The sequence below is a fragment of the Micromonospora sp. DT44 genome, from assembly GCF_049841635.1.
Taxonomy (GTDB): Bacteria; Actinomycetota; Actinomycetes; order Mycobacteriales; family Micromonosporaceae; genus Micromonospora.
Genome location: NZ_JBNCKS010000002.1, coordinates 123,378 through 147,270 on the forward strand (window position 1 = coordinate 123,378; position 23,893 = coordinate 147,270).

Annotated in this window: 22 protein-coding genes, 1 pseudogene and 1 riboswitch; of the genes and pseudogenes, 3 read left to right on the top strand and 20 right to left on the bottom strand. The window is 70.6% G+C overall.

Features of this window, described 5'->3' with window-relative positions:
- Positions 1-149 precede the first annotated feature (149 nt).
- The 5 genes and pseudogenes from ACLQ25_RS01875 to thiE all read right to left on the bottom strand — a co-directional run.
- Positions 150-743 (bottom strand): annotated as a pseudogene (locus ACLQ25_RS01875) (thiamine phosphate synthase); the annotation flags it as partial.
- Positions 740-1,519, bottom strand: a complete 780-nt coding sequence (locus tag ACLQ25_RS01880) for a thiazole synthase (protein ID WP_425728476.1) — start codon at positions 1,517-1,519, stop codon at positions 740-742. The gene ACLQ25_RS01880 and the pseudogene ACLQ25_RS01875, both read right to left, overlap by 4 nt.
- Positions 1,516-1,716 carry a sulfur carrier protein ThiS gene (thiS, locus tag ACLQ25_RS01885; protein ID WP_425728478.1) on the bottom strand — a complete coding sequence of 67 codons (201 nt, stop codon included), beginning with the start codon at positions 1,714-1,716 and terminating at the stop codon, positions 1,516-1,518. The genes ACLQ25_RS01880 and thiS overlap by 4 nt, the downstream gene beginning before the upstream one ends.
- Complete coding sequence (thiO, locus tag ACLQ25_RS01890; protein ID WP_425728480.1) at positions 1,716-2,822, bottom strand: glycine oxidase ThiO; 1,107 nt, start codon at positions 2,820-2,822, stop codon at positions 1,716-1,718. Before thiO ends, thiS begins: the two co-directional genes overlap by 1 nt.
- Positions 2,819-3,442 carry a thiamine phosphate synthase gene (gene thiE, locus ACLQ25_RS01895; RefSeq protein ID WP_425728482.1) on the bottom strand — a complete coding sequence of 208 codons (624 nt, stop codon included), beginning with the start codon at positions 3,440-3,442 and terminating at the stop codon, positions 2,819-2,821. Before thiE ends, thiO begins: the two co-directional genes overlap by 4 nt.
- A riboswitch (TPP riboswitch) is annotated at positions 3,437-3,546 on the bottom strand. Its footprint overlaps the gene before it by 6 nt.
- Before the next feature lie 291 nt (positions 3,547-3,837).
- Here thiE and ACLQ25_RS01900 point away from each other — a divergent pair.
- Complete coding sequence (locus ACLQ25_RS01900; protein WP_425728484.1) at positions 3,838-9,681, top strand: ThuA domain-containing protein; 5,844 nt, start codon at positions 3,838-3,840, stop codon at positions 9,679-9,681.
- 69 nt (positions 9,682-9,750) lie between these two features.
- Positions 9,751-10,302 carry a hypothetical protein gene (locus ACLQ25_RS01905; protein ID WP_425728486.1) on the top strand — a complete coding sequence of 184 codons (552 nt, stop codon included), beginning with the start codon at positions 9,751-9,753 and terminating at the stop codon, positions 10,300-10,302.
- Positions 10,303-10,493: 191 nt separating this feature from the next.
- On the opposite strand, the gene ACLQ25_RS01910 is transcribed toward ACLQ25_RS01905, so the two are convergent.
- The 3 genes from ACLQ25_RS01910 to ACLQ25_RS01920 are packed head-to-tail and all read right to left on the bottom strand — an operon-like array spanning position 10,494 to position 13,820.
- Positions 10,494-11,456 (bottom strand): aldo/keto reductase, encoded by a 963-nt coding sequence (locus ACLQ25_RS01910; RefSeq protein ID WP_425728488.1) that lies wholly within the window; start codon positions 11,454-11,456, stop codon positions 10,494-10,496.
- A gap of 37 nt (positions 11,457-11,493) precedes the next feature.
- Positions 11,494-13,173, bottom strand: coding sequence for an ABC-F family ATP-binding cassette domain-containing protein (locus ACLQ25_RS01915; protein WP_425728490.1), 1,680 nt, complete (start codon positions 13,171-13,173; stop codon positions 11,494-11,496).
- Positions 13,174-13,214: 41 nt separating this feature from the next.
- A complete protein-coding gene (locus ACLQ25_RS01920) occupies positions 13,215-13,820 on the bottom strand; it encodes a class I SAM-dependent methyltransferase (RefSeq protein WP_425728492.1) in 606 nt (201 codons plus the stop codon).
- 103 nt (positions 13,821-13,923) lie between these two features.
- Between ACLQ25_RS01920 and ACLQ25_RS01925 the strand changes: the two genes are divergently transcribed.
- Positions 13,924-14,964, top strand: coding sequence for a hypothetical protein (locus ACLQ25_RS01925; RefSeq protein WP_425728494.1), 1,041 nt, complete (start codon positions 13,924-13,926; stop codon positions 14,962-14,964).
- A 73-nt stretch (positions 14,965-15,037) separates the two neighbouring features.
- On the opposite strand, the gene truA is transcribed toward ACLQ25_RS01925, so the two are convergent.
- The 12 genes from truA to secY all read right to left on the bottom strand — a co-directional run bounded on the left by truA (position 15,038) and on the right by secY (position 23,758).
- The gene (truA, locus tag ACLQ25_RS01930) at positions 15,038-15,868 is read right to left on the bottom strand and encodes a tRNA pseudouridine(38-40) synthase TruA (protein WP_425728496.1); all 831 of its coding nucleotides are present in this window, start codon (positions 15,866-15,868) and stop codon (positions 15,038-15,040) included.
- Positions 15,869-15,939: 71 nt separating this feature from the next.
- On the bottom strand, positions 15,940-16,500 hold the full coding sequence (gene rplQ, locus ACLQ25_RS01935) for a 50S ribosomal protein L17 (RefSeq protein WP_425728498.1): 561 nt from the start codon (positions 16,498-16,500) through the stop codon (positions 15,940-15,942).
- A 34-nt stretch (positions 16,501-16,534) separates the two neighbouring features.
- Positions 16,535-17,557, bottom strand: coding sequence for a DNA-directed RNA polymerase subunit alpha (locus ACLQ25_RS01940; protein ID WP_007465227.1), 1,023 nt, complete (start codon positions 17,555-17,557; stop codon positions 16,535-16,537).
- 99 nt (positions 17,558-17,656) lie between these two features.
- Positions 17,657-18,283 carry a 30S ribosomal protein S4 gene (gene rpsD, locus ACLQ25_RS01945; RefSeq protein WP_007465229.1) on the bottom strand — a complete coding sequence of 209 codons (627 nt, stop codon included), beginning with the start codon at positions 18,281-18,283 and terminating at the stop codon, positions 17,657-17,659.
- 13 nt (positions 18,284-18,296) lie between these two features.
- Positions 18,297-18,704: a 30S ribosomal protein S11 gene (gene rpsK / locus ACLQ25_RS01950; RefSeq protein ID WP_030329919.1), complete on the bottom strand. Its 408-nt coding sequence runs from the start codon at positions 18,702-18,704 to the stop codon at positions 18,297-18,299.
- 17 nt (positions 18,705-18,721) lie between these two features.
- The gene (gene rpsM, locus ACLQ25_RS01955) at positions 18,722-19,102 is read right to left on the bottom strand and encodes a 30S ribosomal protein S13 (protein WP_007465236.1); all 381 of its coding nucleotides are present in this window, start codon (positions 19,100-19,102) and stop codon (positions 18,722-18,724) included.
- A 266-nt stretch (positions 19,103-19,368) separates the two neighbouring features.
- On the bottom strand, positions 19,369-19,482 hold the full coding sequence (rpmJ, locus tag ACLQ25_RS01960; RefSeq protein ID WP_012184307.1) for a 50S ribosomal protein L36: 114 nt from the start codon (positions 19,480-19,482) through the stop codon (positions 19,369-19,371).
- A gap of 91 nt (positions 19,483-19,573) precedes the next feature.
- Positions 19,574-19,795, bottom strand: a complete 222-nt coding sequence (gene infA, locus ACLQ25_RS01965; RefSeq protein ID WP_007073013.1) for a translation initiation factor IF-1 — start codon at positions 19,793-19,795, stop codon at positions 19,574-19,576.
- Positions 19,796-20,111: 316 nt separating this feature from the next.
- Positions 20,112-20,678, bottom strand: coding sequence for a DUF1707 SHOCT-like domain-containing protein (locus tag ACLQ25_RS01970; protein ID WP_425728501.1), 567 nt, complete (start codon positions 20,676-20,678; stop codon positions 20,112-20,114).
- A gap of 157 nt (positions 20,679-20,835) precedes the next feature.
- Positions 20,836-21,687, bottom strand: coding sequence for a type I methionyl aminopeptidase (gene map, locus ACLQ25_RS01975; RefSeq protein WP_425728503.1), 852 nt, complete (start codon positions 21,685-21,687; stop codon positions 20,836-20,838).
- Positions 21,688-21,775: 88 nt separating this feature from the next.
- Positions 21,776-22,429, bottom strand: coding sequence for an adenylate kinase (locus ACLQ25_RS01980; RefSeq protein ID WP_088950228.1), 654 nt, complete (start codon positions 22,427-22,429; stop codon positions 21,776-21,778).
- A complete protein-coding gene (gene secY / locus ACLQ25_RS01985; RefSeq protein ID WP_396804632.1) occupies positions 22,430-23,758 on the bottom strand; it encodes a preprotein translocase subunit SecY in 1,329 nt (442 codons plus the stop codon). It abuts the gene before it with no gap.
- Positions 23,759-23,893: the final 135 nt, after the last annotated feature.

Consider the following 23,893-nt stretch of genomic DNA (forward strand, 5'->3'; position numbering starts at 1 on the left):
GTGCCTTTTGGGTGGGGGTTGGGGGGCGGGGCCCCCCGGGCCCCCCCCGGGGGGGTCGGGTTTTCCCCGGGGGGGGCCCGGGCCGCCCGCAGCCCTGACCCGGGGACCTCCGTGCGCCCGTGCCGGCTTGCTCGGACCTTCTGGGTGACCGCCTCTTGAAAAGCGCTGGTCATCAGTTGGGCGACTGCGGATGGGTTTTCGGCTCGCATGAGGGCGCCTAGGACGGCTACTCCTGCGGCTCCTGCCTGCACGCAGGCGGTTACCTGTTCTGGTGTCTCGACTCCCCCTAGGGCCAGGACGGGTATTGGGCTGATCTCGATCAGGTTTTGCAGGCCCGTTGCTTGTAGGGGTGGGCCGTAGCCGGGTTTGGTTCTGGTGGGCCAGATTGGGGAGAGGGTGGCGTAGTGCTCGGTGGTGAGGCGGTTCAGTTCGGTTTCGTTGTGGCAGGAGCGGCCGACCAGACGGTGGCGTGGCGGCGGGTACGGGCCGGCGGACGGCAGGTGGACGGCGTCGCCGCCCAGCGGGTCGGGGCCGGCCACGATGAGGGTCCCGCCGGCGTCGGCGAGGATCGCGCGTAGCTCGACGGCGAGGGCGGCGCGCTCGGCGCGGGGCAGGTCCTTCTCCCGCAGCACGACCCAGCGCACTCCCCCGGCGACCGCCCCCGCCACGACCCGTTCGAGACCGCTCCTGGCGACCAGCCGATCGGTCAACAGGACGACGCCCGACGGTGGCGGCCCCGTCACAGGTCCGGTCTTCCCTCGTCGGGGGTGGACGCGAGGGCATGGAAGCGCCGGGCGATCCGGCCCGCGCCCGCCGCGAGGCGGCCGGCCTCGACGGCGTACCGCATCGCCGTGGCCATCGCCACCGGGTCGGCGGCCCGGGTGACCGCGCTGGCCAGCAGGACGGCGTCGCAGCCCAGCTCCATGGCGAGCGCCGCGTCGGAGGCGGTGCCGATGCCGGCGTCGAGGATCACCGGCACGTCCACGCTCTGCCGGATCAGCCGGATGTGGTGGGGGTTGCCGATGCCGAGTCCCGAGCCGATCGGCGCCCCGGCGGGCATCACCGCGGCGCAGCCCACGTCGGCGAGGCGGCGGGCGAGCACCGGGTCGTCACTGGTGTACGGCAGCACCGTGAAACCGTCGGCGACGAGTTCCTCGGCGGCGCGGAGCAGCTCCACCCCGTCGGGCAGCAGCGTCCGCTCGTCGCCGATCACCTCCAACTTCACCCAGTCGGTGTCGAACGCGTCGCGCGCCAGCCGGGCCACCTTCACCGCCTCGGTCGCGGTGTGGCAGCCGGCGGTGTTCGGCAACAGCCGTACGCCGCACCGGTCCAACAGGTCCAGCAGCCCGCCTCCGGTGCCCGGCGCGGTGTCCACCCGGCGCAGCGCCAGCGTGACCAGTTCCGTGCCGGACGCGCGGATCGCCTGTTCCAGCACATGCAGGTTCGCGGCCCCGCCGGTGCCGAGGATCAACCGCGAGTCGAACGTCTCCCCACCCAGTTCGAACGGCACGCCGCTCACCCGCCCTGCGCGGCGGTGAGCACCTCGACCTGGTCGCCGTCGCGCAGCTCCGTGCCCGGCCAGCCGGCCCGGGGCACCACCTCGCCGTTGACCGCGACCGCGACGCCACGCTGGTGCGGCGCGACGTCCTGGACCAGGTCGGCCACCGACGCGCCGCCGGGGACGCTGCGCCCGGCCCCGTTCACCGTCAGCTCCATCACTCCTCCTCGCAACTGCTTCTCGGGCCGGCGAACCGGCCGGCGAACCGGTCGGCGCCGAAGCCGGTGAGCAGCGGGTCGGGCGTTCCGGTGAGCACCAGTTCGGTGATCGCCTCGGCGGTGACCGGGGTCAGGACGATGCCGTGCCGGTGGTGCCCGGCGGCGGCCAGCACGTCCGGCCGGCCGGGCAGCGGCCCGAGGATCGGCGCGTTGTCCGGGGTACCGGGGCGTAGACCGGCGACGGCCTCTACCAGGTCGTACTCGGTCAGCTCGGGCAGCAGGTCGACACCGGCGCGCAGCAGCCGCTGCACCGCGCCGGCGGTGACGGTGTTGTCGGACCGCTCCTCGACCGTCGCGCCGAGCACCACCTCGCCGTCGGCGCGGGGCACCAGGTAGACGTGCTCGCCGTCGGCGTACCCCCGGATCACGTGCCGGAAGCCCGGCGCGACGCCGCCGGGCGCGCGCAGCCGGAGGATCTGGCCCTTCACCGGCCGCACGGGCAGGCCGGTGAGGGCGGCGGCGCCGCAACCGGCCGCGACCACGGTGACTCCGGCCTCCACATCGGACAACCGCCGGACCGGTCGCGGCACGAACGCCGCGCCGGCCCGCCGCGCGGCCGTGCGCAGCGCCGGCACCAGCAGCCGGGGATCGACCTGGTGGTCGGTGGGCGCGAGCGCGCCGCCGCGCACCCGGGGCGCGAGCGCCGGCTCGCGGTCGCGCAGCTCACTGGGGCGCAGCGGCGTCACCGGCAGATCCAGACCCTGTTGGTACGCCCACAGCCGGCGGGCCTCGGCCAGGTCGTCGCCGGTGAGCCCGACCATCAGGGTGCCCTCGGTCCGGTAGCCGATCGTGGCGTCGCTGGCCTCGGTCAGCTCGGCGGCGAACGCGGGCCAACGCGCGGCGGAGGCCACCAGCAGCTCGGTCAGTCGCCGTTCCCCGAAGTACGCCTCGGCGACCGGGGAGAGCATCCCGGCGGCGACGGCCGACGCCCCCGACCCGGGCGTCGGGTCGTGCACCTCGACGCGCAGTCCACGGGTGGCACAGCGCCACGCGATCGCCAGCCCGATCGGGCCCGCGCCCACCACCGCCACGTCGGCGCGGGTCACGCCAGCGCCCGCAGCAGGTCGGTGGTCGCCCGCCCGGGATCGGCGGCCGAGGAGACCGCCCCGACGACGGCCACCCCGTACGCCCCGGCGGCGCGCAGCGCCGGCACCCGGTCGGCGGTCACTCCCCCGATCGCGATGACCGGCACGTCGACGGCGTCGACGACGTCGCGTACCCCGACGGACCCGATGGGGTCGGGCAGGCCGGCCTTGGTGCTGGTGGCGTGGCACGGGCCGACGCCGAGGTAGGTGGCCCCGGCGACGACCGCCTCGACCGCGCCGCGCGGCTCGCGGGCGGTGACGCCGAGCACGCCGGTGGGGCCGAGCACGTGCCGGGCCGCGGCGACCGGCAGGTCGTCGGCGCCGACGTGTCCACCGGCGGCGCCGACCGCCAGCGCCACGTGCAGTCGGTCGTTGACCAGGCACGTCGCCCCGTACGGCGTGCACAGCGCGAGCACCCGGGCGGCCAGGTCGTACGCCTCGCGGTCGGTGGCGGAGTCCTGGACCCGGACCTGCACGACGAGGTCGGCGTGGGCCGCCGCGAGGGCGGCCCGGACCACGGTGAGGGGATCGCGCCCGGGTCGGGTGTCGGTGATCAGATGCAGTCGCCCAAGGGACGGCACGGCAACGCTCCTCCCTGCGCCGGCATTATCCGGATCAGGTTCGACGGTCGGGGGCTGTCAGCCCCCCTCTCAGCCCGGTACACCGGGCTCCCGTGGGTTACTTGCGTGTCACCGTACGACAGATCGGCCTCCTCTGCCAAGGGTGGGTCATCGGTCCCGTGGGGGCGCATCGATCGGGGTGCTTTCTCCTGTCCTGTTCGGAATGTCGCCTGCCGTTGCAGAACCGTTACCCGCCGGCATCTTGCCGGACATCGATGCAGCAGAACTAATTTGTTCAGCGATTCGACAAAATGCCGGCGTGGACGCCCTGGCACGGCGTCCCCACCGGCTCCATCTGGGACGGTCTTCGGCGAGCCGGCCCCGCGATCCCTGTCCACCGCGACATTGGAGGCGGCGTGTCCCGTTCTCGTCGTGCCCGTTTACCACTCACCGCTACCCTGTTGTCCCTCGCGCTGACGTCGACGGCCCTCATCGGGTCCCCGGCGCAGGCGGCTCCGACCGGAGCGCAGATCCCCGCGCGAGACGTGCCTGTCGCGGCTCCGCTCTCCCAGGCGGTGCCGAAGGCGCCGAAGGCCGCAGCGGCCGACCCCTACTCCGTCCTGATCTTCTCGAAGACCGCCGGCTTCCGGCACGACGCCATCCCCACCGGCATCGCGGCCATCCAGCAGCTCGGCGCCACCAACGGCTTCACGGTGGACACCACCGAGGACGGTGCCGCGTTCAGCGACGCCAACCTCGCCAAGTACAAGGCCGTGATCTGGCTCTCCACCACCGGCGACGTTCTCAACGCCGACCAGCAGGCGGCCTTCGAGCGGTACGTGAAGGCCGGCGGCGGTTACGTCGGCGTCCACGCCGCCTCGGACACCGAGTACAGCTGGGCCTGGTACGGCGACCTGGTCGGCGCGTACTTCGCCAACCACCCGCAGAACCAGCAGGCCACCGTCAAGGTGGAGGACTCGGCCCACCCGTCCACCGCCGGACTGCCGGAACGCTGGTCCCGGTTCGACGAGTGGTACAACTTCCAGACCAACCCCCGGTCGGACGTGCACGTCCTGGCCAGCCTGGACGAGAAGAGCTACACCCCGGGCGCCGGCGCGATGGGCGCCGACCACCCGACGGCGTGGTGCCAGGACTTCGACGGTGGCCGCTCCTGGTACACCGGCGGCGGGCACACCCGTGAGTCGTACGCCGAGCCCGAGTTCCTCAATCACCTGCTCGGCGGCATCCAGACGGCGGCCGGCGTGGTCGACGCCGACTGCGGCGCGTCGAAGACCTCCAACTTCGAGAAGGTCACGCTGGACAGCAACACCAGCAACCCGATGGAGCTGGACATCGCCCCCGACGGGCGGGTCTTCTACATCGAGCGCGACGGTCGGGTGCAGATCATCAAGCCGGACACCGGCAACACCGTCACCGCCGTCGACCTGGACGTCTTCACCGGCAACGAGGACGGCCTGATCGGCATCCGGCTCGACCCGGACTTCGCCACCAACAAGTGGGTGTACCTGTACTACGCCCCGAACGACAACGTCACGCGGAACCTGCTGTCCCGGTTCACCGTGACCGGGGACACCATCGACCTGGCGAGCGAGAAGCAGGTGCTGCGGGTCGACACCCAGCGCAACACCTGCTGCCACGCGGGCGGCAGCATGACCTTCGACAGCGCCGGCAACCTCTACCTGGCCACCGGTGACAACACCAACCCGTTCGAGTCGAACGCGTACGCGCCGCTCGACGAGCGTCCGGGACGCCAGGACTACGACTCGCAGCGCACGTCGGCCAACACGAACGACCTGCGCGGCAAGGTGCTCCGGATCCACCCGGAGGACAACGGGACGTACACGGTTCCGTCCGGCAACCTCTTCGCGGCGGGCACCGAGAAGACCCGTCCCGAGATCTACGCGATGGGCTTCCGCAACCCGTTCCGGATCGGCACCGACCCGAAGACCGACACGCTGTACGTCGGTGACTACGGGCCGGACGCCAACGCGAACAACCCGGACCGGGGCCCGCGCGGTCTGGTCGAGTGGAACGTCGTGACCCCCGGCAACTACGGCTGGCCGTACTGCACGGGCACGAACGAGGCGTACAACGACTACACGTTCCCGTCCGGCCCGAGCGGCCCGAAGTTCGACTGCGCCGCTCCGGTCAACAACTCGCCCAACAACACGGGCCTGACCAACCTCCCGCCGGTCGTCCCGGCCACCGTCGACTACGGCTACGCCGGTGACGCGCGGTACCCGGAGATCGGTGGCGGTGGCGCCCCGATGGGCGGCCCGGCCTACCGGTACGACGCCAACCTCAACTCGACCCGCAAGTGGCCGGCCTACTTCGACGGCAAGGCGCTGCTGGGCGAGTGGAACCAGAACAAGATGTACACGATGCAGATGACCGCCGACGGCAAGTCGTTGGTGGACATCAACCAGTTGCTCCCCGGCATGTCGATGATCCGGCCGATGGACTTCGAGTTCGGTCCGGACGGCGCGCTGTACCTGATCGAGTGGGGCAGCGGCTTCGGCGGCAACAACGACAACTCCGGGGTCTACCGGATCGACTACACCGCCGGTGACCGTGCGCCGATCGCGGCGGCGGCCGCCAACCCGACCTCGGGTCCGGCCCCGTTGACGGTGGAGTTCTCCAGCGCCGGCTCCCGGGACCCGGACGGTGGCACGCTCACCTACGCCTGGGCGTTCGGCGACGGGCAGACCTCCACCGAGGCCAACCCGACGCACACGTACGCCACGGCGGGCAACTACACCGCCCAGCTCACCGTGACCAACCCGAAGGGCCGTACTGCGGTGGCCAACGTACCGGTCACCGTGGGCAACACGGCGCCGACGGTGACCATCGAGTTCCCGCCGGACGGTGGCTTCTTCAACTGGGGTGACCAGGTCCGCTACACGGTCAAGGTGACCGACCCCGAGGACGGCCAGATCGACTGCACCAAGGTGAACCTCCAGGTGCTGCTCGGTCACGACGAGCACGCCCACCCGCTGGAGCAGCACACCGGCTGCACCGGCACCGTCCAGACGTCGCTCGCCTCCGGGCACGGCGCCGAGGCGAACGTGTTCGCGGTCTTCGAGGCCACCTACACCGACAAGGGTGGCGCGGGCGGTTCCGGCGCGCTCACCGGCCGGCAGATCGAGATCCTGCAGCCCAAGCAGAAGCAGGCCGAGTACTTCACGGCTACCGGGCGTACCCCGGTGAGCACGGGCGGCGGCGACGCCGGCGTGCAGCGTGAGGCCGCGACCGACACCGCCGGTGGCGGTCAGAGCATCGCGTTCATCGAGGACGGCGACTGGTGGTCGGTCGTTCCGGCGAACCTCACCAACATCACCGAGATCCGGTTCCGGGCCGCCTCGGCCGCCGCTGGCGGTCGGATCGAGGTCCACGCCGGTGCGGTCGACGGACCGGTCGTGGCCACGGCCACGGTTCCGGCGACCGGCGGGTGGCAGACGTACACGGACGTGAGCGCGCCGGTGACCGGTGCCGCGAGCGGCGGACTGTACTTCGTGGCCCGCGACCCGAGCGGCGGAACGGGTTCGCTGTTCAACGTCAACTGGATGGACTTCGTCGGTCGCGGCGTCACCGAGAACGGGCCGCCGGTGGTCACCGCCACCGCGACCCCGACCACGGGCACCGCGCCGGTCACCGTCGCCTTCGACGGCACGGCCACCGACGCCGAGGGTGACACCCCGTTGACGTACGCCTGGGACTTCGGTGACGGCGGTACGGCGTCCACCCTGGACGCCAGCCACACGTACACCAGCATCGGCGCCTTCACGGCCACCCTCACGGTGACCGACAGCAAGGGCGCCAGGTCGTACGCCACGGTGCCGGTGCGGGTCAACGCTCCGGACACGTCCTGCCTCGGGGCGCGTTCGGACGACTTCAACGGCAACACGCTGGACAAGAGCCGGTGGACCACCGTGGTCCGGGAAAACCAGCTCTACTCGCTCAGCGGCGGCGCGCTGAAGCTGCCCACCGCGGTGGGTGACCTCTACGGCGCCCGCAACGACGCCACCAACCTGGTGCTCCAGCCGGCGCCGACCGGCGCCTGGGAGATGACCACCAAGGTCACCCTCCCGGTGACGGCCAACTACCAGCAGGCCGGCCTGCTGGTGTACGGCGACGACGACAACTACGCCAAGGTGGACCTGCTCTACAACGGCAGCCGGCGGGTGGAATTCATCCGGGAGACGGCGGCCACGCCGCGCAACGACGCTGCCGACGCCACCAACGCACCGGCGGGTGACACCGTTTACCTGCGGATCACCAGCGACGGTACGAACCTGACCGCGGCCGCCTCGGGCGACGGGCAGACCTTCACCGCCGTCGGCCGTCCGGCCGCGCTCGCCGGCATCACCAACCCGCGGATCGGGGTGTTCGCCCTCAACGGCGGCACCGAGGCGCCCGTGGTGGACGCCGCGTTCGATTCGTTCGTGGTCACGCCGGACGCTCCGGCCGGCCCGGTCGAGCCGTCGGACGAGTTCACCGGCAGCACGCTGGACAAGTGCCGGTGGGACGCCATCGTTCGGGAGGACCCGAACGGCTACCGGGTGACCGACGGCGCGCTGCGGATCGACGTGCCGAACGGTGACATCTACGGCACCGACAACACCGGGCCGAAGAACTTCATCCTCCAGACCGCGCCCTCGGGTGACTGGACCCTGGAGACCAAGGTCGACGGCAGTCTGCTGAACGAGCAGTACCAGCAGGCCGGTCTGCTCGTGCAGGCCGACGACGACAACTACGTCAAGTTCGACTTCATCGCGGACAACACGGCCGGCTCGGCGGTGACGCGGCGGATCGAGTTCCGCAGCGAGATCGCCGGGACGGTGCAGAACCCGCAGCCGGAGGCGACGAGCCTCACCTCGGCGGTGTGGTACCTGCGCCTGGCCCGGGTGGGCGACACCTTCACGGCGTCGTACTCGGCCGATGGGACGACCTGGACCACGCTGGAGGCACTGACCAACAGCGCGGTGGGCGCCACCCCGAAGGTGGGTCTCTTCACCCTCGGCGCCAACCAGACGGCGTCGAAGACGGCCGCGTTCGACTACTTCCGGTTGAGCACGAAGGTGGCCGACGACAAGGCGCCGGTCACCACCGCGGCGGTGTCCGGCACCCCCACCGACGGGTGGTACACCGGCCCGGTGACGGTCACCCTGACCGCCGCCGACGAGGCCGGCGGCAGTGGGCTCGCCAGCACGGAGTACCAGCTGGACGGGGCCACGGCGTGGACGGCGTACAGCGCGCCGGTGGCGATCAGCGGTGACGGCGAGCACGAGCTGCGGTTCCGCTCGACCGACAAGGCCGGCAACGTGGAGTCGACGAAGACCGTCACGGTCAAGATCGACGCCACCGCGCCGGTGACCACGGCGACGTTCGCCCCGGCGAACGACGCGGGCTGGCACAACGGGACGATCCCGGTGGTGCTGGCCTCGACCGACGCCGGTTCCGGAGTCAAGACGGTCGAGTGGTCGCTGGACGGTGGCGCGTGGACGCCGTACACGACGCCGGTCGAGGTGACCGGTGACGGGCAGCACGAGCTGCTGTACCGCTCCACCGACAAGGCGGGCAACGTCGAGACGCTCAAGTCGGCGATCCTGAAGATCGACGGCACCAAGCCGACGCTGCTGGTCTCCGGTATCGCTGACGGCCAGCTCTACGGCGACAGCCAGGACGTCCGCGTGTCCTGGCAGGCCGTGGACCCGACCTCGGGCATCGCGTCCGTGGTCGGCCAGCTCGACGGCAACACGTACGCCAGCGGCACCCTGCAGGCCATGTACGAGCTGTCGCTCGGCCTGCACGAGCTGACCGTCACCGCGACCGACAAGGCCGGCAACAAGACGACCTCGAACGTCCGGTTCTTCGTCACCACCTCGTTCCGGGACATGCAGTTCCTGCTGGACCGGTTCAAGGCGACGGGGCGGTTGTCGGCCAAGGCGCACAAGCAGTTGACCGCCAAGCTCGACGCGGCCCGCCAGGCCGAGGCGGCCGGCAACGACAACAAGGCGATCAAGCAGCTGACCCAGTTCCGGGACCTCGCCACCGACGCCACCCTGGTGGCCGAGGCCGAGATCCGGGACACCCTCACCCGGGACGCCGACGCGATGATCGTGCGGCTCGGCGGTGCGGCCAGCAAGGCCGGCGTCAAGGCCAATGACGGCGAGCCGGTCAAGGGCACGGGACGGCTCGGTGGCGACGCCACCCGGCTGGCACCCGGTCGCCAGCTCTGATCCGATCGAGGCCCCTCCCCGACGCCGGAGCGTCGGGGAGGGGCCTCCCTCATTAGGGAGGAGACGTCCGTGACGCGTATCCGCACGGCGGTCGCCGCCGTCCTCGTCGGACTGGCCCTGACGGGGTTCGCCGCTGCCCCGGCGGCCGCTCAGGCTGCTCAGCCCGCCCGCGCAGCGCAGGCCGACAAGCTCAAACTCGTGGTGGCCGGCGACGGCGCCGAGGGGGTCACCATCCAGGCCACCTACCCCGACGGGCGTCGGCTGGACCGGGTGGTGCGACTGGTCCTCACCGCCACCGGCCCGGACGGGCAGAAGGTCGGGCCGGTGCAGTTGGAGCCGCAGCCCGAGGGGCAGGGCTTCTACAGCAGCGGTCCGGTGCTCACCGCCGGCACATGGAAGGTCAAGGTGAACTCCCCCGCCCCGCTGCCGGGTGAGGCCACCGCAACGGTGCAGGCCCGTGCCGCGCAGTCTCCGCCCCCGCCGAAGCCGGTCGCGGTGACCAGGACGGCTGACGGCGCGGGCGGCGCGGACTGGTGGCCGTACGCGGCGGGCGGCCTGGCCGTCGTCGCCCTGGCGATGGGGGTGGCCATGCTGTTCGGCCGCCGCCGCACCACCACCTGACCGACAGGCGTTTCACCAACCGGGCCGGGCCGCTGTGTGCGGCCCGGCCCGTCGTCGTCTGACCGGCTCGTGATCCACTCGGCTTCCCTGACGTCGGGGCGTCCCGTGCAACAGATCACCCCTACTTCACCGACCGCGAGTGGATCAAGCGCGGCGCGCCGTCGAGCAACGGAACCCGCACGGCACCGGGCTCAGAGGATGTCGCGCAGGGCCGCCAGGTCCTCGTCACTCGGCTCCCAGGTGCCGGCGGCGGCGTTGGCGTGCACCTGCTCGGCGCTGGTGGCGCCGGCGATCACCGAGGTCACCGCGGGCTGGGCGGCCAGGCCACCGATCGCCACCTGGAGCATGGTCAGACCCCGCTCGTTCGCGTACGCCTCGATGGCCTCGATGGTGTCCCAGTCGGCCGCCGCGAGCCGGTCGGCGTACCGGCCGCCGCCGGAGAGCCGGCTGCCGGCCGGAGGCTGCTCGCTGCGCTTGTACTTGCCGGTGAGCAGGCCGTTGGCGAGCGGGAAGAACGGCAGCATGCCGAGGCCGAACCGCTCACACGCCGGGATCACCTCGGTCTCCACCGAGCGCTCCAGCAGGCTGTAGTGGTTCTGCGCGCTGATGAAGCGGGCCCGGCCGTTGGACGACGCGACCCAGTCCGCGTCGGCGATCTGCCAGCCGGCGAAGTTGGAGTTGCCCAGGTAGCGCACCTTGCCGTCACGGACCAGGTCGTCCAGCGCGGCGAGGGTCTCGTCGATCGGCGTACCCTCATCGGGCTCGTGCATCTGGTACAGGTCGATGTGGTCGGTGCCGAGCCGGCGCAGCGACGCCTCGACCGCACGGGCGATGTACCGGCGCGCGCCACGGGCCCCGAAGTCCGGACCGTTGAGGCCGTGCATGTCCATACCGAACTTGGTGGCCACCACCACGTCGTCGCGGCGACCCTTGAGCGCCTGCCCGAGCAGCTCCTCCGAGCCACCCTGCGGCTCGCCGTAGATGTCGGCGGTGTCGAACAGGTTGATCCCGGCGTCCAGTGCGGCATCCACCACCGCTCGCGTGCCGTCGAGGTCCAGCTTGCGGCCGAAGTTGTTGCAGCCGATTCCGACGACGGAAACCACGAGTCCGGAGTCGCCCAGCCGGCGATAGGTCATCTCATTCACGAGATCCACCCTATGCCGGCCGGACGCGCCCCCGCCCGGCGACCGATCAGCCGACGTCCCAGACCGGCTTCGGGGTCTCCACAACCTCGCTGTCGCCCCGGAACAGCACAAACCGGTCGAAGGATCGGGTGAACCACCGGTCGTGCGTGACGGCCACCACCGTTCCCTCGAACGCGTTCAGACCCGCTTCGAGGGCTTCCGCGCTGTCCAGGTCGAGGTTGTCGGTGGGTTCGTCGAGCAGCAACAGGGTCGCCCCGGACAGCTCCAGCAGGAGCACCAGGAAGCGGGCCTGCTGCCCTCCGGAGAGGGTGCCGAAGCGCTGGTCACCCTGCCCGGCCAGCTCGTACCGACTGAGCACCCCCATCGCCGCGTGCCGATCCAGCCCCTGGCGGTGCTCGTCGCCCCGCCACAGGATCTCGACAAGCGTCTTCCCCATCAGTTCCGGTCGGTCGTGCGTCTGGGAGAAGTGCCCGGGACGGACCCGCGCGCCGAGCCGGGCCACGCCGTCGTGCACCACCGGCGCGAGCGCGCCCGCGCCGTCGACCGGCCCGTTCGCCGGGTCCGGATCGGTGCCGCCGCGCGCCAGCAGCCGCAGGAAGTGCGACTTGCCGGTGCCGTTGGCGCCGAGGACCGCCACCCGGTCGCCGTACCAGATCTCCAGGTCGAAGGGGAAGGTCAGGCCGTCCAGCTCGAGCTGGTCGCAGACGACCGCGCGCTTGCCGGTCCGCCCGCCGGTCAGCCGCATCCGGATGTCCTGGTCCTTGGGGGGTACGGGCGGAGGCCCGGCCTCCTCGAACTTGCGCAGCCGGGTCTGCGCGGCCTGGTACCGCGAGGCCAACCCGTCGTTGTACGCGGCCTTCTGCTTGTACATCAGCATCAGCTCGCGCAGCTTCTGGTGCTCCTCGTCCCAGCGCCGACGCAGCTCGTCGAGGCGGGCGTGCCGAGCCACCCGGGCCTCGTACCAGCTGGCGAAGCCGCCCGGGTGCACCCAGGCGCTGCCGCCCTCGACGGCGACCACGCGGTCGGCGCTCTGCGCCAACAGCTCACGGTCGTGCGAGACGTAGAGCACCGACTTCGTCGACTCCCGCAGCCGCGCCTCCAGCCAGCGCTTGCCGGGCACGTCGAGGAAGTTGTCCGGCTCGTCGAGCAGCAGCACCTCGTCCGGGCCGCGCAGCAGCAACTCCAGGGCGAACCGCTTCTGCTGCCCGCCCGAGAGCGTACGTACCGGACGGTCCCGTACGGCGTCCCACGGCTTACCGAGCACGATGGTCGCGACGGTGTCGAAGAGCACCTCGGCGTCGTACCCGCCGGTCTCGCCCCAGGCGCCGAGCGCGTCCGCGTACGCCAGCTGGGCCTTGCCCGCGGCGTTGCTGAGCTTGCCGTGGGTCTCGGCCGCCCGCATGGCCGCCTCGGTCTCGCCGAGCCGCCGGCCGGCGTCGCGAAGCGCCGGTGGGGCCAGCGACAGGGCCAGGTCGGCGAGCGTCGTCTCGTCGCCGATCATGCCGATGAACTGCCTCATCACGCCCAGCCCGCCGGCCCGCGCGATGCTGCCCGCGCGTACCGGAAGGTCACCGGCGACCATCCTCAGCAGGGTCGTCTTGCCGGCGCCGTTCGGCCCGACCAGGGCGACCTTGGCGCCCTCACCGACCCGGAACGACACGTCGGCGAAGAGTTCCCGACCGTCGGGCAGGGTGTGCCCGACCGCTGCGACGTCCACGTATCCCACGCCGGGATCCTGCCCCAACCGGGACCGGTAGGGACATCCAATTACCGGGTGACCCGCAGCACCCGGAAGCCCTTCTGGCTGGCGTGCCGCTCGACCTGCCAGCCCTGTTCGACGAGCCAGCGGTGCAGCGAGTCGCCACCCAGGTGCCGGGCGACGACCAACCAGCCGACGCCGTCCGGGGCGAGCCGGGGCAGCCAGCGCCGCAGCAGCTCGTGCAGCTCGTCCTTGCCGACGCGGATGGGCGGGTTGGACCAGAGCTGGGCGAAGGTCACCTCCGCCGGTACGTCGTCCGGCGCGCTCACCCGGACCCGGTCGGCGGCGCCGATCCTCGCGGCGTTGGCGGCGGTGAGGTCGCGGGCGCGGGAGTTGACGTCGACGGCCCAGACGGTGCTGGTCGGCGCGAGGTCGGCCAGGACGCATGCGATGGGCCCGAACCCGCAGCCGAGGTCGAGCAGGTCACCTGTGGTGTCGGCGGCGGGCAGGTCGGCCTTGCGCAGGAGTACGGCGGTGCCGGGATCGAGACGGCTGGCGGAGAAGACACCGCCGGCCGAGGCGAGTCGGTAGTCGCGGTCGGCGACGGAGAATTCGACCTCGCGCGCCGGTGCGTCGCTGGCGGGCTGCGCGGTGAAGTAGTGGTCGCCGGTCACGTCGGCAATTCTCGCATCGGCTCGGGCGGCTCACGACACTGCCCACACCCACATTTCCCAGATATTACCCCCTAAAGGGACAATAACTCCTACTCTGGGCGACATGGTGTATCGGTACGAGTCCGAAGAGGACGCATTCGAGGACCCGGAGCCCGGGTCCGACCTGGACGTGCTCGGCGCCGGTCCCCCTCCACCGGCCGGCCCTTCACCGTCGCGTTTCCCCGCGCCGTCGCTGCCTCGACCCAACCAGTTGGTGCTGCCGTCGAACCAGCCGCCGCCGGCTCCCCGCGTCACCGCGCCGGTGGCTGCTCCCCGCAGCCGGGTCTACACCTCGGCCCAGCCGAAAGAGGCGTCCAAACGGCGCGGCGGTGGTCGACTCTGGCAGGTGGTGATCGGTGGCGCAGCCGTTCTCGTGCTGCTCGCGCTCTGCGGCATGGGCGCCGCCGCACTGTTGGTGGATCGCGATCCGACGCCACAGTCCACCCCGACGTTCCAACCGAACGCCGCGCCGTCCGCCACCGCGCAGCAGCAGGACCTCGACTCGCGGGACACCGACCAGGCGCCGCTCACCGCGAAGGAAGTCTTCCCCGACAAGGAGCTGAAGCTCGCCGAAGGCCAGCCCGCGTACCAGGTGCTCACGACCCAGTCCAGCGGCAGTTGCGCCGTCGCCGCCACGGACGAGGTCGCGGACCTGCTGGTCCGGCTCGGCTGCAACCAGGTCGTCCGGGCCACCCTGCGGAGCCCCGGCGGCGAGCACCTGGTCACCGCCGGCCTGTTCAACCTGACCGACAGGGCCAACGCCGAGCGGGCCCGGGACCGGATCCGGCAGATCCTCGACGAACGGCAGGGCCGGTTCCGGGGCCTCACCGCCGGCGACGACACCGATGCGCTGACCAGCGCCCCGGCCCGGGTGGGCTGGCAGGTCCGCGGCCACTACCTGGCGTACGCGCTGGTGGTCCGTGCCGACGGGACCGCGGTCAAGTCCGGCGACACCAAGATCCGGGAAGTCCTGTTCGACATGATCGAGGCGCACCTCAGCAAGGGCGTCCTCCAACGGCGGGCCGACCTCGGCACGGCCGGGCAGCCGACGGCGGCGTCCACCGAGGGCAGCGGCAACCAGAGCGGCGGCGGGGACGGCGGCTGACCCGCGACCGCGTCCGACGGGTGTGCGCCGAACAGGTGGCACACCCGTCGTCGTCCGTACCGGGGTCCGCCCGTCAGCCCTCGACCGGCACGCGCAGCCGGCGCGTCAGGTCGGCACGGCGCGCGTAGTCCGCCGGATCGTCCGGGTAGCCGACCGCGACCAGGGTCAGCCCGTGCGCCGGCGCCACCGTAACCTCGCTGGACCGCTCCTGCCGGGTCAGCAGGCTGCCCGGCCACCGCACCGGCCGGCGGCCGTCGCCAGCCGCGAGCATCGCCCCCACAAGGCTGCGCACCATCGCCTGACAGAACGCGTCCGCCTGCACGGTGGCGACCAGGATGCCGTCCGGGTCCCGCCGCCAGTCCAACCGGGTCACCTCGCGCAGCGTCGTCGCGTTCTCCTTGCGTCGGCAGTACGCGGCGAAGTCGTGCTCTCCCACCAGGGGATCGGCCGCGGCGTTCAGGGCCGCCAGGTCCAGCGCCCGCGGCCAGGCCAACACCTCGTGCCGACGGAGCGGCTCCGCGCCGTACGGTGCGTCGGTCACCCGGTACTCGTAGCGCCGGTAGGTGGCCGAGAAGCGGGCGTCGAAGTCGGTGGGCACCTCGGTCATCGCCCGTACCCGCACGTCGGTGGGGAGCAGCCGGGCCAGCCGGCGCAGCAGCCGCCCCTCGTGCTCCCGCCACACCTCGACGGGCAGGTCCAGGTGACAGACCTGCCCGGAGGCGTGCACCCCCGCGTCGGTCCGGCCCGCGACGGTCAGGCCGGTCGCCGTACCCGCGCCCAGGACCAGGTCCAGGGTCTCGACGAGCACCCCGGCGACGGTCCGCCGCGTCGGCTGGGGCGCCCAGCCGGAGAAATCCGCGCCGTCGTACGAGACGTCCAGCCGCAGCCGGATCCGCTCGTCCACCCTCGTACCTCCTGTTACGGGTCGGGCCCGACACCCCGAAAGGGGTGCCGGGCCCGCACTGATGCCCGAGGTCAGGCCTTGTTCTCCTCGGTGGCGAGGTCGCTGTCCTCGCGCGCCTCGGCGGTGTCGCCGGAGGCAGACACCGGCGCCTCGGAGTCCTGGTCGACGTCGGCCGACTTCGGAGCGTCCTCGGCCGGGGCGAGCGCCTCGACCTTGTCCTGCTGCGCGGCCTTGCGGGCGGCGGTCTTCTTGTTCGCCTTCGGCTCGGCGACCTGAAGCTCCTCCACCAGCTCGATGATCGCCATCGGCGCGTTGTCACCCTTGCGCGGACCGGTCTTCACGATCCGGGTGTAACCGCCGGGGCGGTTGGAGTACCGGGGCGCGATCTGGTCGAACAGGGCGTAGACGACGTCCTTGTCCTTGACGACACCCAGCACCCGACGCCGCGAGGCGAGGTCACCGCGCTTGGCCTTGGTGATGAGCTGCTCGGCCAGCGGACGCAGCCGCCGGGCCTTCGTCTCGGTGGTCTGGATCTTGCCGTGCTGGAACAGCGCGGTCGCCAGGTTGGCGAGCATCAGCCGCTCGTGCGAGGGGCTGCCGCCGAGGCGGGGGCCCTTGGTGGGCGTGGGCATTTTTGGTGCTCCTCAGTTGTGGCGGCAGCGCGGACTAGAGCTGCTCGGTCTCGCGGTAGTCGTCGGTGTCGTAGTCGGCCTCGCCGAAGGTGTCCACGACGTGCGCCGGGTCGAAGTTCGGAGCCGAGTCCTTCAGCCCGAGACCCATCCCGGCGAGCTTCATCTTGACCTCGTCGATCGACTTCTGACCGAAGTTGCGGATGTCGAGGAGGTCGGCCTCGGTACGCCCGATGAGCTCACCAACGGAGTTGATGCCCTCGCGCTTGAGGCAGTTGTAGGAGCGGACGGTCAGGTCCAGCTCCTCGATCGGCAGAGCGAGGTCCGCCGCCAGCTGGGCGTCCTGCGGGGACGGCCCGATGTCGATGCCCTCAGCCGTCTCGTCCAGCTCACGAGCCAGACCGAACAGCTCCACCAGCGTCGAACCGGCGGAGGCCAGCGCGGTGCGCGGGCCCATCGACGGCTTGGTCTCGACGTCGATGATGAGCCGGTCGAAGTCGGTGCGCTGCTCGACGCGGGTCGCCTCGACGCGGTAGGTCACCTTCAGCACCGGCGAGTAGATCGAGTCGACCGGGATCCGGCCGATCTCGGCGCCGGACTGCTTGTTCTGGGCGGCCGTCACGTAGCCCCGGCCCCGCTCGACGGTCAGCTCCATGTCGAGCCGGCCCTTGCCGTTCAGGGTCGCGAGCTTGAGGTCCGGGTTGTGCACCGAGACGCCGGCCGGGGGCTGGATGTCGCCCGCCGTCACGTCGCCCGGGCCCTGCTTACGCAGGTACATGCTGACCGGCTCGTCGTGCTCGGAGCTGACGCACAGCTCCTTGATGTTCATGACGAGCTCGACCACGTCCTCCTTGACACCGGGGATCGTGGTGAACTCGTGCAGCACGCCGTCGATCTTGATCGAGGTGACCGCCGCACCCGGGATCGACGACAGCAGCGTGCGCCGCAGCGAGTTGCCCAGGGTGTAGCCGAAGCCCGGCTCCAGCGGCTCGATGGCGAACCGCGACCGGGTCTCGTTGATCGACTCCTCGGACAGGGAGGGTCGCTGGCTGATGAGCATCTTTTCTCTTCTCTTCCGGGACGCCCGCTATTTGACGTCCACGACACAAACTGTTCCGGTGGCCCGCCCTTGGAGGACGGGCCACCGCAACGAGCCCGACTACTTGGAGTAGAGCTCGACGATCAGCTGCTCCTGGACCTGCGTGTCAATGACCTGCCGGGCCGGGAGGGAGTGCACGAGCACCTTCATCTGGCTCGGAATGGCCTCAAGCCACGCCGGAACCGTCTTCGAACCGGCCTGAGCCTGCGCCACCACGAAGGGGGTGAGCTCCTTGCTCTTGCCCCGGACCTCGATGATGTCGTGCTCCTTGACGCGGTACGACGGGATGTCGACCTTCTTGCCGTTCACCGTGAAGTGACCGTGCTTGACCAGCTGGCGGGCCATGTCCCGCGAGTGGGCGTAGCCGGCCCGGTAAACGACGTTGTCCAGCCGCGACTCGAGGATCTGCAGGAGGACCTCACCGGTCTTGGCCTGCTTGCCGACGGCTTCCTCGTAGTAGCCACGGAACTGCTTCTCCAGCACGCCGTACACGCGGCGGGCCTTCTGCTTCTCGCGGAGCTGGAGCAGGTACTCCGTCTCCTTGGTGCGGCCGCGGCCGTGCTGCCCGGGCGGGAACGGCCGGGACTCGAACGGGCACTTCGGGCCATCGCACTTGCTGCCCTTGAGGAACAGCTTCATCTTCTCCCGCCGGCAACGGCGGCAGTCAGCACCGGTGTAACGAGCCATCTCTCTCTACCTCTCAGACCCGACGACGCTTAGGCGGACGGCACCCGTTGTGCGGCTGCGGGGTGACGTCGGCGATCTGGCCGACCTCCAGCCCGACGGCCTGCAGCGAACGGATCGCGGTCTCCCGGCCGGAGCCGGGGCCCTTGACGAACACGTCGACCTTGCGCATGCCGTGCTCCATGGCGCGACGCGCGGCTGCCTCGGCGGCCAGCTGCGCGGCGAACGGAGTCGACTTGCGGGAGCCCTTGAAGCCCACCTGGCCCGCGGAGGCCCAGGAGATGACCGCACCGGTCGGGTCCGTGATGGACACGATGGTGTTGTTGAAGGTGCTCTTGATGTGCGCCTGCCCGTGGGCGACGTTCTTGCGTTCCTTGCGCCGGACCTTCTTTACAGCGGCTCCGGCACGAGCCTTCGGTGGCATAAGTCTGTGCGCTCCTATTACTTCTTGCCGGGCTTCTTCTTGCCGGCGACGGTCCGCTTCGGGCCCTTGCGGGTCCGCGCGTTGGTCTTGGTCCGCTGGCCACGCACGGGCAGGCCCCGGCGGTGCCGGATGCCGGCGTAGCAGCCGATCTCAACCTTGCGGCGGATGTCAGCGGCGACCTCGCGGCGCAGGTCGCCTTCAACCTTGTAGTTGCCCTCGATGTGGTCGCGGAGCTGCACGAGCTCCTCGTCCGTGAGGTCCCGAGCGCGCTTGTCCGGCGAGATGCCGGTGGCGGCGAGTGTCTCCAGGGCGCGGGTGCGACCGACCCCGAAGATGTAGGTGAGCGCGATCTCCATCCGCTTCTCGCGGGGGAGATCCACGCCGACTAGACGTGCCATGTGCGGGCGTACTCCTCGTGATGTGTGGCGGAGGTGTGGACCCGTCCCACCCCGCTACCGGCCGTCCCGTCTTTCCGACGCCATCAGCGCCGGCGACCGGGATCGGTCGCTGCCCAAGCGGGCCCCGGCCTCCGACCGGGGGTCAGCCACGAAAGGAGTACGCCTCGCGTACCGCTCGCGGCTGGGACGAGCATGTGTGATGTGTGTGTCGCTGAGGAACTGCCCGGACCAACACCACCCGGCCGTGTTCGGCCGGACGGGCTGAGTCAGCCCTGGCGCTGCTTGTGGCGCGGGTCGGTGCAGATGACCATGACCCGGCCGTGCCGGCGGATAACCCGGCACTTGTTGCAGATCCTCTTGACGCTCGGCTTGACCTTCACGGTTGCCTTACTTCCCATCTGGCCCGGCAACGCGCCATGCGCGAGACCGGACGTCGAAGACGGACACGGGACTTCCCGGCCGCCGTCAGGACTACTTGTAGCGGTAGACGATGCGCCCGCGGGTCAGGTCGTACGGCGAGAGTTCGACGACGACCCGGTCCTCCGGCAGGATGCGGATGTAGTGCTGCCGCATCTTGCCGCTGATGTGAGCCAACACCTTGTGGCCGTTCGCGAGCTCCACGCGGAACATAGCGTTCGGCAGGGGCTCGATGACCCGACCCTCGATCTCAATGGCTCCGTCTTTTTTCGGCATGTCCTCCGCTGTCCTGACGTCGATTGCTCCGGGCGACCCACAACGTCTTACACGGAAATCTGACCAGAATCAGAAGACCGCGCCAGCCGCGGCTCCAGGACCCGCCGAAGCGCAGGGCGGGCATGCCGGAGTGGACGCTGTGCGCCGATCAGAAAGTGTACGCCGGCCTGCCGCCCACCGCCAAACCACCCACCCACCCCGACCCGCAACCTCCGGTTGATCATGAAGTTATCGCCACGACACGCCGGCCCCGAGGGCAACAACTTCATGATCAACGGGGATCTGGGTGGGGGTGGTGGGGTGGTGGGGGGGTCGGTCAGGTGGGGGGTGGGGTTTTGTCTGGTTCGGTGGGGCCGAGTTGGCGTTTGCGCTCTCGCTTGGCGCGCTTGCGCTGGCGACGACGCTCCCGCTCGATCGCCTGCCGCCGGGGCTCTCCTGCGGCCAGCCCACCCACCGTCCGAAGCACCAGCACCACGCCCCACGGCCCGGCCACCCAGGCCGGCCAGAAGTAGAGCAGATCCTGACTCAGCAGCGAGGTCACGCCCCAGATGGTCACCACGATGGCAACCACCTTCAGGTACGGGAACCACACCTCGCCCAGCCAACGACTGGCGTCGCCGAACGCGAACGAGGCGAGTCGGCCGCTGGACGGTTGAGCCACCGGGTCAGGCGACCGCAGGGCCGGCTGCGCCGGAGGCGACATCGGCGGCAGGTCCGACAGCAACGGGTCCAGCTCGGCGTACGTCCGCGCAGCGTAGGCCCGCTGCAACCGCTCGTCGTACTCGTGCAGGTCCAACCGACCTTCGTTGAGGGCGGCCCGCAGCCGTTCGGCCACCGCTTCCCGGTCCGCGTCTGCCGCTCGCATCCCGTCGCGCCCGTCCATGCCGGCAAGCATGCCACCGCCCCGCCAATCCGTCCCGCCCGGAAGCCCTGCCCTTGATCGACTCGACATCAGGGCAATCGGGGTATCCATGGCCGTGGGACAGGGCGACCTTCCGGAACCCGAGTCGATCAACCGACCGGCCGGCTCGGCGGGACCGTCAGGGGGTGGTGGAGGCGGCGGGCTGGTTGGCCGTCACGAGGTCGCCGAGTCGGGCCCGGCCCCCGTCGAAGGCGGTGAGCACCCAGACGCCGTCGGGCAGGAGCGCCATCGAGTGCTCGACGTGCGCCGCGATCGACCCGTCCCGGGTGACGACCGTCCAGCCGTCGGCCAGTTCGACCGTACGGGGCGAGGCCATGGTGATCATCGGCTCGATCGCCAGCGCCATGCCCGGGACCAGACGCGGGCCCTTGCCCGGCCGGCCGTGGTTGAGCACGTGCGGATCCTGGTGCATCTCGGTGCCGATGCCGTGCCCGCCGTAGCCGTCGACGATGCCGTACCGGCCGCCCTTGCGGACCGCAGTCTCGACGGCGTGCGAGATGTCGGTGAGCCGGCCCTTGCCGCTGGCCGCACCACGGGCCGCGGCGGCGATACCGGCCCACATGGCGTCCTCGGCCACCTCAGCCATCTTCAACAGCGCCGGATCGACCTCGCCGACCCCGACGGTGATCGCCGAGTCGCCGTGCCACCCGTTCAACACGGCACCGCAGTCGATCGAGATCAGATCACCCTCGGCGAGCACCTGGTCCGGCGATGGGATGGCGTGCACGATCTGCTCGTTCACCGAGGAGCAGATCGACGCCGGGAAGCCGTGGTACCCCTTGAACGACGGGACGGCGCCCGCCTCGCGGATTGTCGACTCGGCGATGGCGTCCAGATCGGCGGTGCTCACACCGGGCGCAACAGCCTCACGCATCCGGCGTAGCGCCTCGGCGACCACGAGCCCGGCCGCGCGCATCTTCTCGATCTGGTCAGGGGTCTTCAGCTGGATGTCCAGCTGGGGACGACGCATGGAGCGGTTACCTTTCGTTGCCGAAACAGCGGGGCACGTCTCGCGTACCCCGCTGTTCGCACTCTATCCGCCACGGTGCGGCCGGGCGTCAGCCGCCGTACGACCGCAGCGCGTCGATGGCCCGGGTCGTGACGTCCTCCACCGGGCCGGTGGCGTCGATCCCGACCAGCTTGCCCTGGGCGCCGTAGTAGTCGACCAGGGGGGCGGTCTTCTCGCTGTACTCCCGCAGGCGGGTGGCGATGGTCTCCGGCTTGTCGTCGTCGCGCTGGAACAGCTCGGCGCCGCACCGGTCACAGATACCCGGACGGGTGGTGGCGTCGAACTCGACGTGCCAGATCTTGCCGCAACCCCGGCAGGTACGCCGGCCGGAGAGCCGCCGGATCACCTCGTCGTCGTCGACCACCAGCTCCAGGACCAGGTCCAGAGCGGTGCCCAGGTCGGCGAGGAGCTTGTCCAGAGCGGCTGCCTGCGGAGTGGTCCGCGGGAAGCCGTCGAGGAGAAAGCCCTCGCTGGCGTCGGGCTCGGCGAGCCGATCCCGGACCATGTTGATGGTGACCTCGTCCGGAACCAGCTCGCCCGCGTCCATGTAGCGCTTCGCCTCGACGCCGAGTGGCGTCCCCTGGGTGACGTTCGACCGGAAGATGTCCCCGGTCGAGATCTTGGGCACCGAGAGGTGCGCGGCGATGAACTCGGCCTGCGTGCCTTTGCCCGCGCCCGGCGGGCCAACCAGAACGAGTCTCATCTACCGCAGGAACCCTTCGTAGTTCCGCTGCATGAGTTGGCTCTCGATCTGCTTCACGGTCTCCAGACCGACGCCGACCATGATGAGCACAGCGGTGCCACCGAACGGGAAGTTCTGGTACTGCTGGTTGTCCAGCCAGATGAAGAAGAAGTTCGGCAGGATCGAGATCACGCCCAGGTAGAGCGCGCCCGGCAGGGTGATCCGGCTGAGGATGAAGTCCAGGTAGTCGGCGGTCGGCTTGCCCGGGCGGATGCCCGGCACGAACCCGCCGTACTTCTTCATGTTGTCCGCGACCTCGGTCGGGTTGAACGTGATCGACACGTAGAAGTACGTGAAGAAGATGATCAACAGGAAGTAGACCGTGATGTAGATCGGGCTGTCCGGGGCGACCAGGTTGTTCTGGATCCAGGCCTGGACCTTGCCCGGGTCGTTCTGGTCGAAGAACTGGAGAGCCAGCTGCGGCAGGTAGAGCAGCGACGAGCCGAAGATGACCGGGATCACACCCGCCTGGTTGACCTTGAGCGGGATGTAGGTCGAGGTGCCGCCGTACATGCGCCGGCCGATCATCCGCTTGGCGTACTGCACCGGAATCCGGCGCTGCGCCTGCTCGATGAACGTGACTGCGGTGATGACCACCAGGACCAGCGCGATGACCAGGGCGAACATGTCCCAGCCCTTGCTGGTCTTGATCTGCCAGCCCTCGCTGGGCAGGCGGGCCGCGATCGAGGTGAAGATCAGGACGGACATGCCGTTGCCGACGCCGCGGTCCGTGATCAGCTCGCCGAGCCACATGACCATGCCGGTGCCGGCGGTCATGGTGATCACCAGGATGGCCAGCGTCAGCCAGTCCGGGATGCCGGTGCCCTCGGGGATGATCGGGAACTGATCGCAACGGTTCTGGAACAGCTGCCCGGAGCGGGCCAGGGCAACGAACGCCGACGCCTGCAGGACACCCAGACCCAGGGTCAGGTAGCGGGTGTACTGCGTGATCTTCGCCTGGCCGGCCTGGCCCTCCTTGCGGAGCTGCTCAAGGCGCGGGATCACGACGGTCAGCAGCTGCAGGATGATCGACGCCGTGATGTACGGCATGATGCCCAGCGCGAAGACCGAGAGCTGGAGCAGCGCACCGCCGGAGAAGAGGTTGAGCAGATTCAACGGGCCCGTCGTGTCGCCCGAGATGGAGTCGAGGCACTTCTGCACGTTGCCGTACGAGACGCCGGGGCTGGGCAGCGTGGCACCCAGCCGGTAGACCGCGATGATGCCTACTGTGAACAGCAGCTTCTTGCGCAGGTCAGGCGTACGGAACGCACTGAGAAAGGCGGACAGCAACTTCTTCCTCCTGCGCGAGGCGGGCCGCCGGTGATCCCTGGCGGGTCGGGGTGCATCCCGGGCGAGTGCCCGGAATCCATGGCTGGGATGGGACTCTAACAGCCCTGTCCCACTCCGGGCAGGTGCGCCCGGCTA

Bases quoted from the DNA above. Each gene is read 5' to 3' on its own strand.
- thiS (WP_425728478.1), bottom strand. From the start codon at position 1,716: ATGGAGCTGACGGTGAACGGGGCCGGGCGCAGCGTCCCCGGCGGCGCG.
- ACLQ25_RS01925 (WP_425728494.1), top strand. From the start codon at position 13,924: ATGGTGTATCGGTACGAGTCCGAAGAGGACGCATTCGAGGACCCGGAG.
- rplQ (WP_425728498.1), bottom strand. From the start codon at position 16,500: ATGCCCACGCCCACCAAGGGCCCCCGCCTCGGCGGCAGCCCCTCGCAC.
- ACLQ25_RS01940 (WP_007465227.1), bottom strand. From the start codon at position 17,557: ATGCTCATCAGCCAGCGACCCTCCCTGTCCGAGGAGTCGATCAACGAG.
- rpsD (WP_007465229.1), bottom strand. From the start codon at position 18,283: ATGGCTCGTTACACCGGTGCTGACTGCCGCCGTTGCCGGCGGGAGAAG.
- rpsK (WP_030329919.1), bottom strand. From the start codon at position 18,704: ATGCCACCGAAGGCTCGTGCCGGAGCCGCTGTAAAGAAGGTCCGGCGC.
- rpsM (WP_007465236.1), bottom strand. From the start codon at position 19,102: ATGGCACGTCTAGTCGGCGTGGATCTCCCCCGCGAGAAGCGGATGGAG.
- infA (WP_007073013.1), bottom strand. From the start codon at position 19,795: ATGCCGAAAAAAGACGGAGCCATTGAGATCGAGGGTCGGGTCATCGAG.
- ACLQ25_RS01970 (WP_425728501.1), bottom strand. From the start codon at position 20,678: ATGGACGGGCGCGACGGGATGCGAGCGGCAGACGCGGACCGGGAAGCG.
- map (WP_425728503.1), bottom strand. From the start codon at position 21,687: ATGCGTCGTCCCCAGCTGGACATCCAGCTGAAGACCCCTGACCAGATC.
- ACLQ25_RS01980 (WP_088950228.1), bottom strand. From the start codon at position 22,429: ATGAGACTCGTTCTGGTTGGCCCGCCGGGCGCGGGCAAAGGCACGCAG.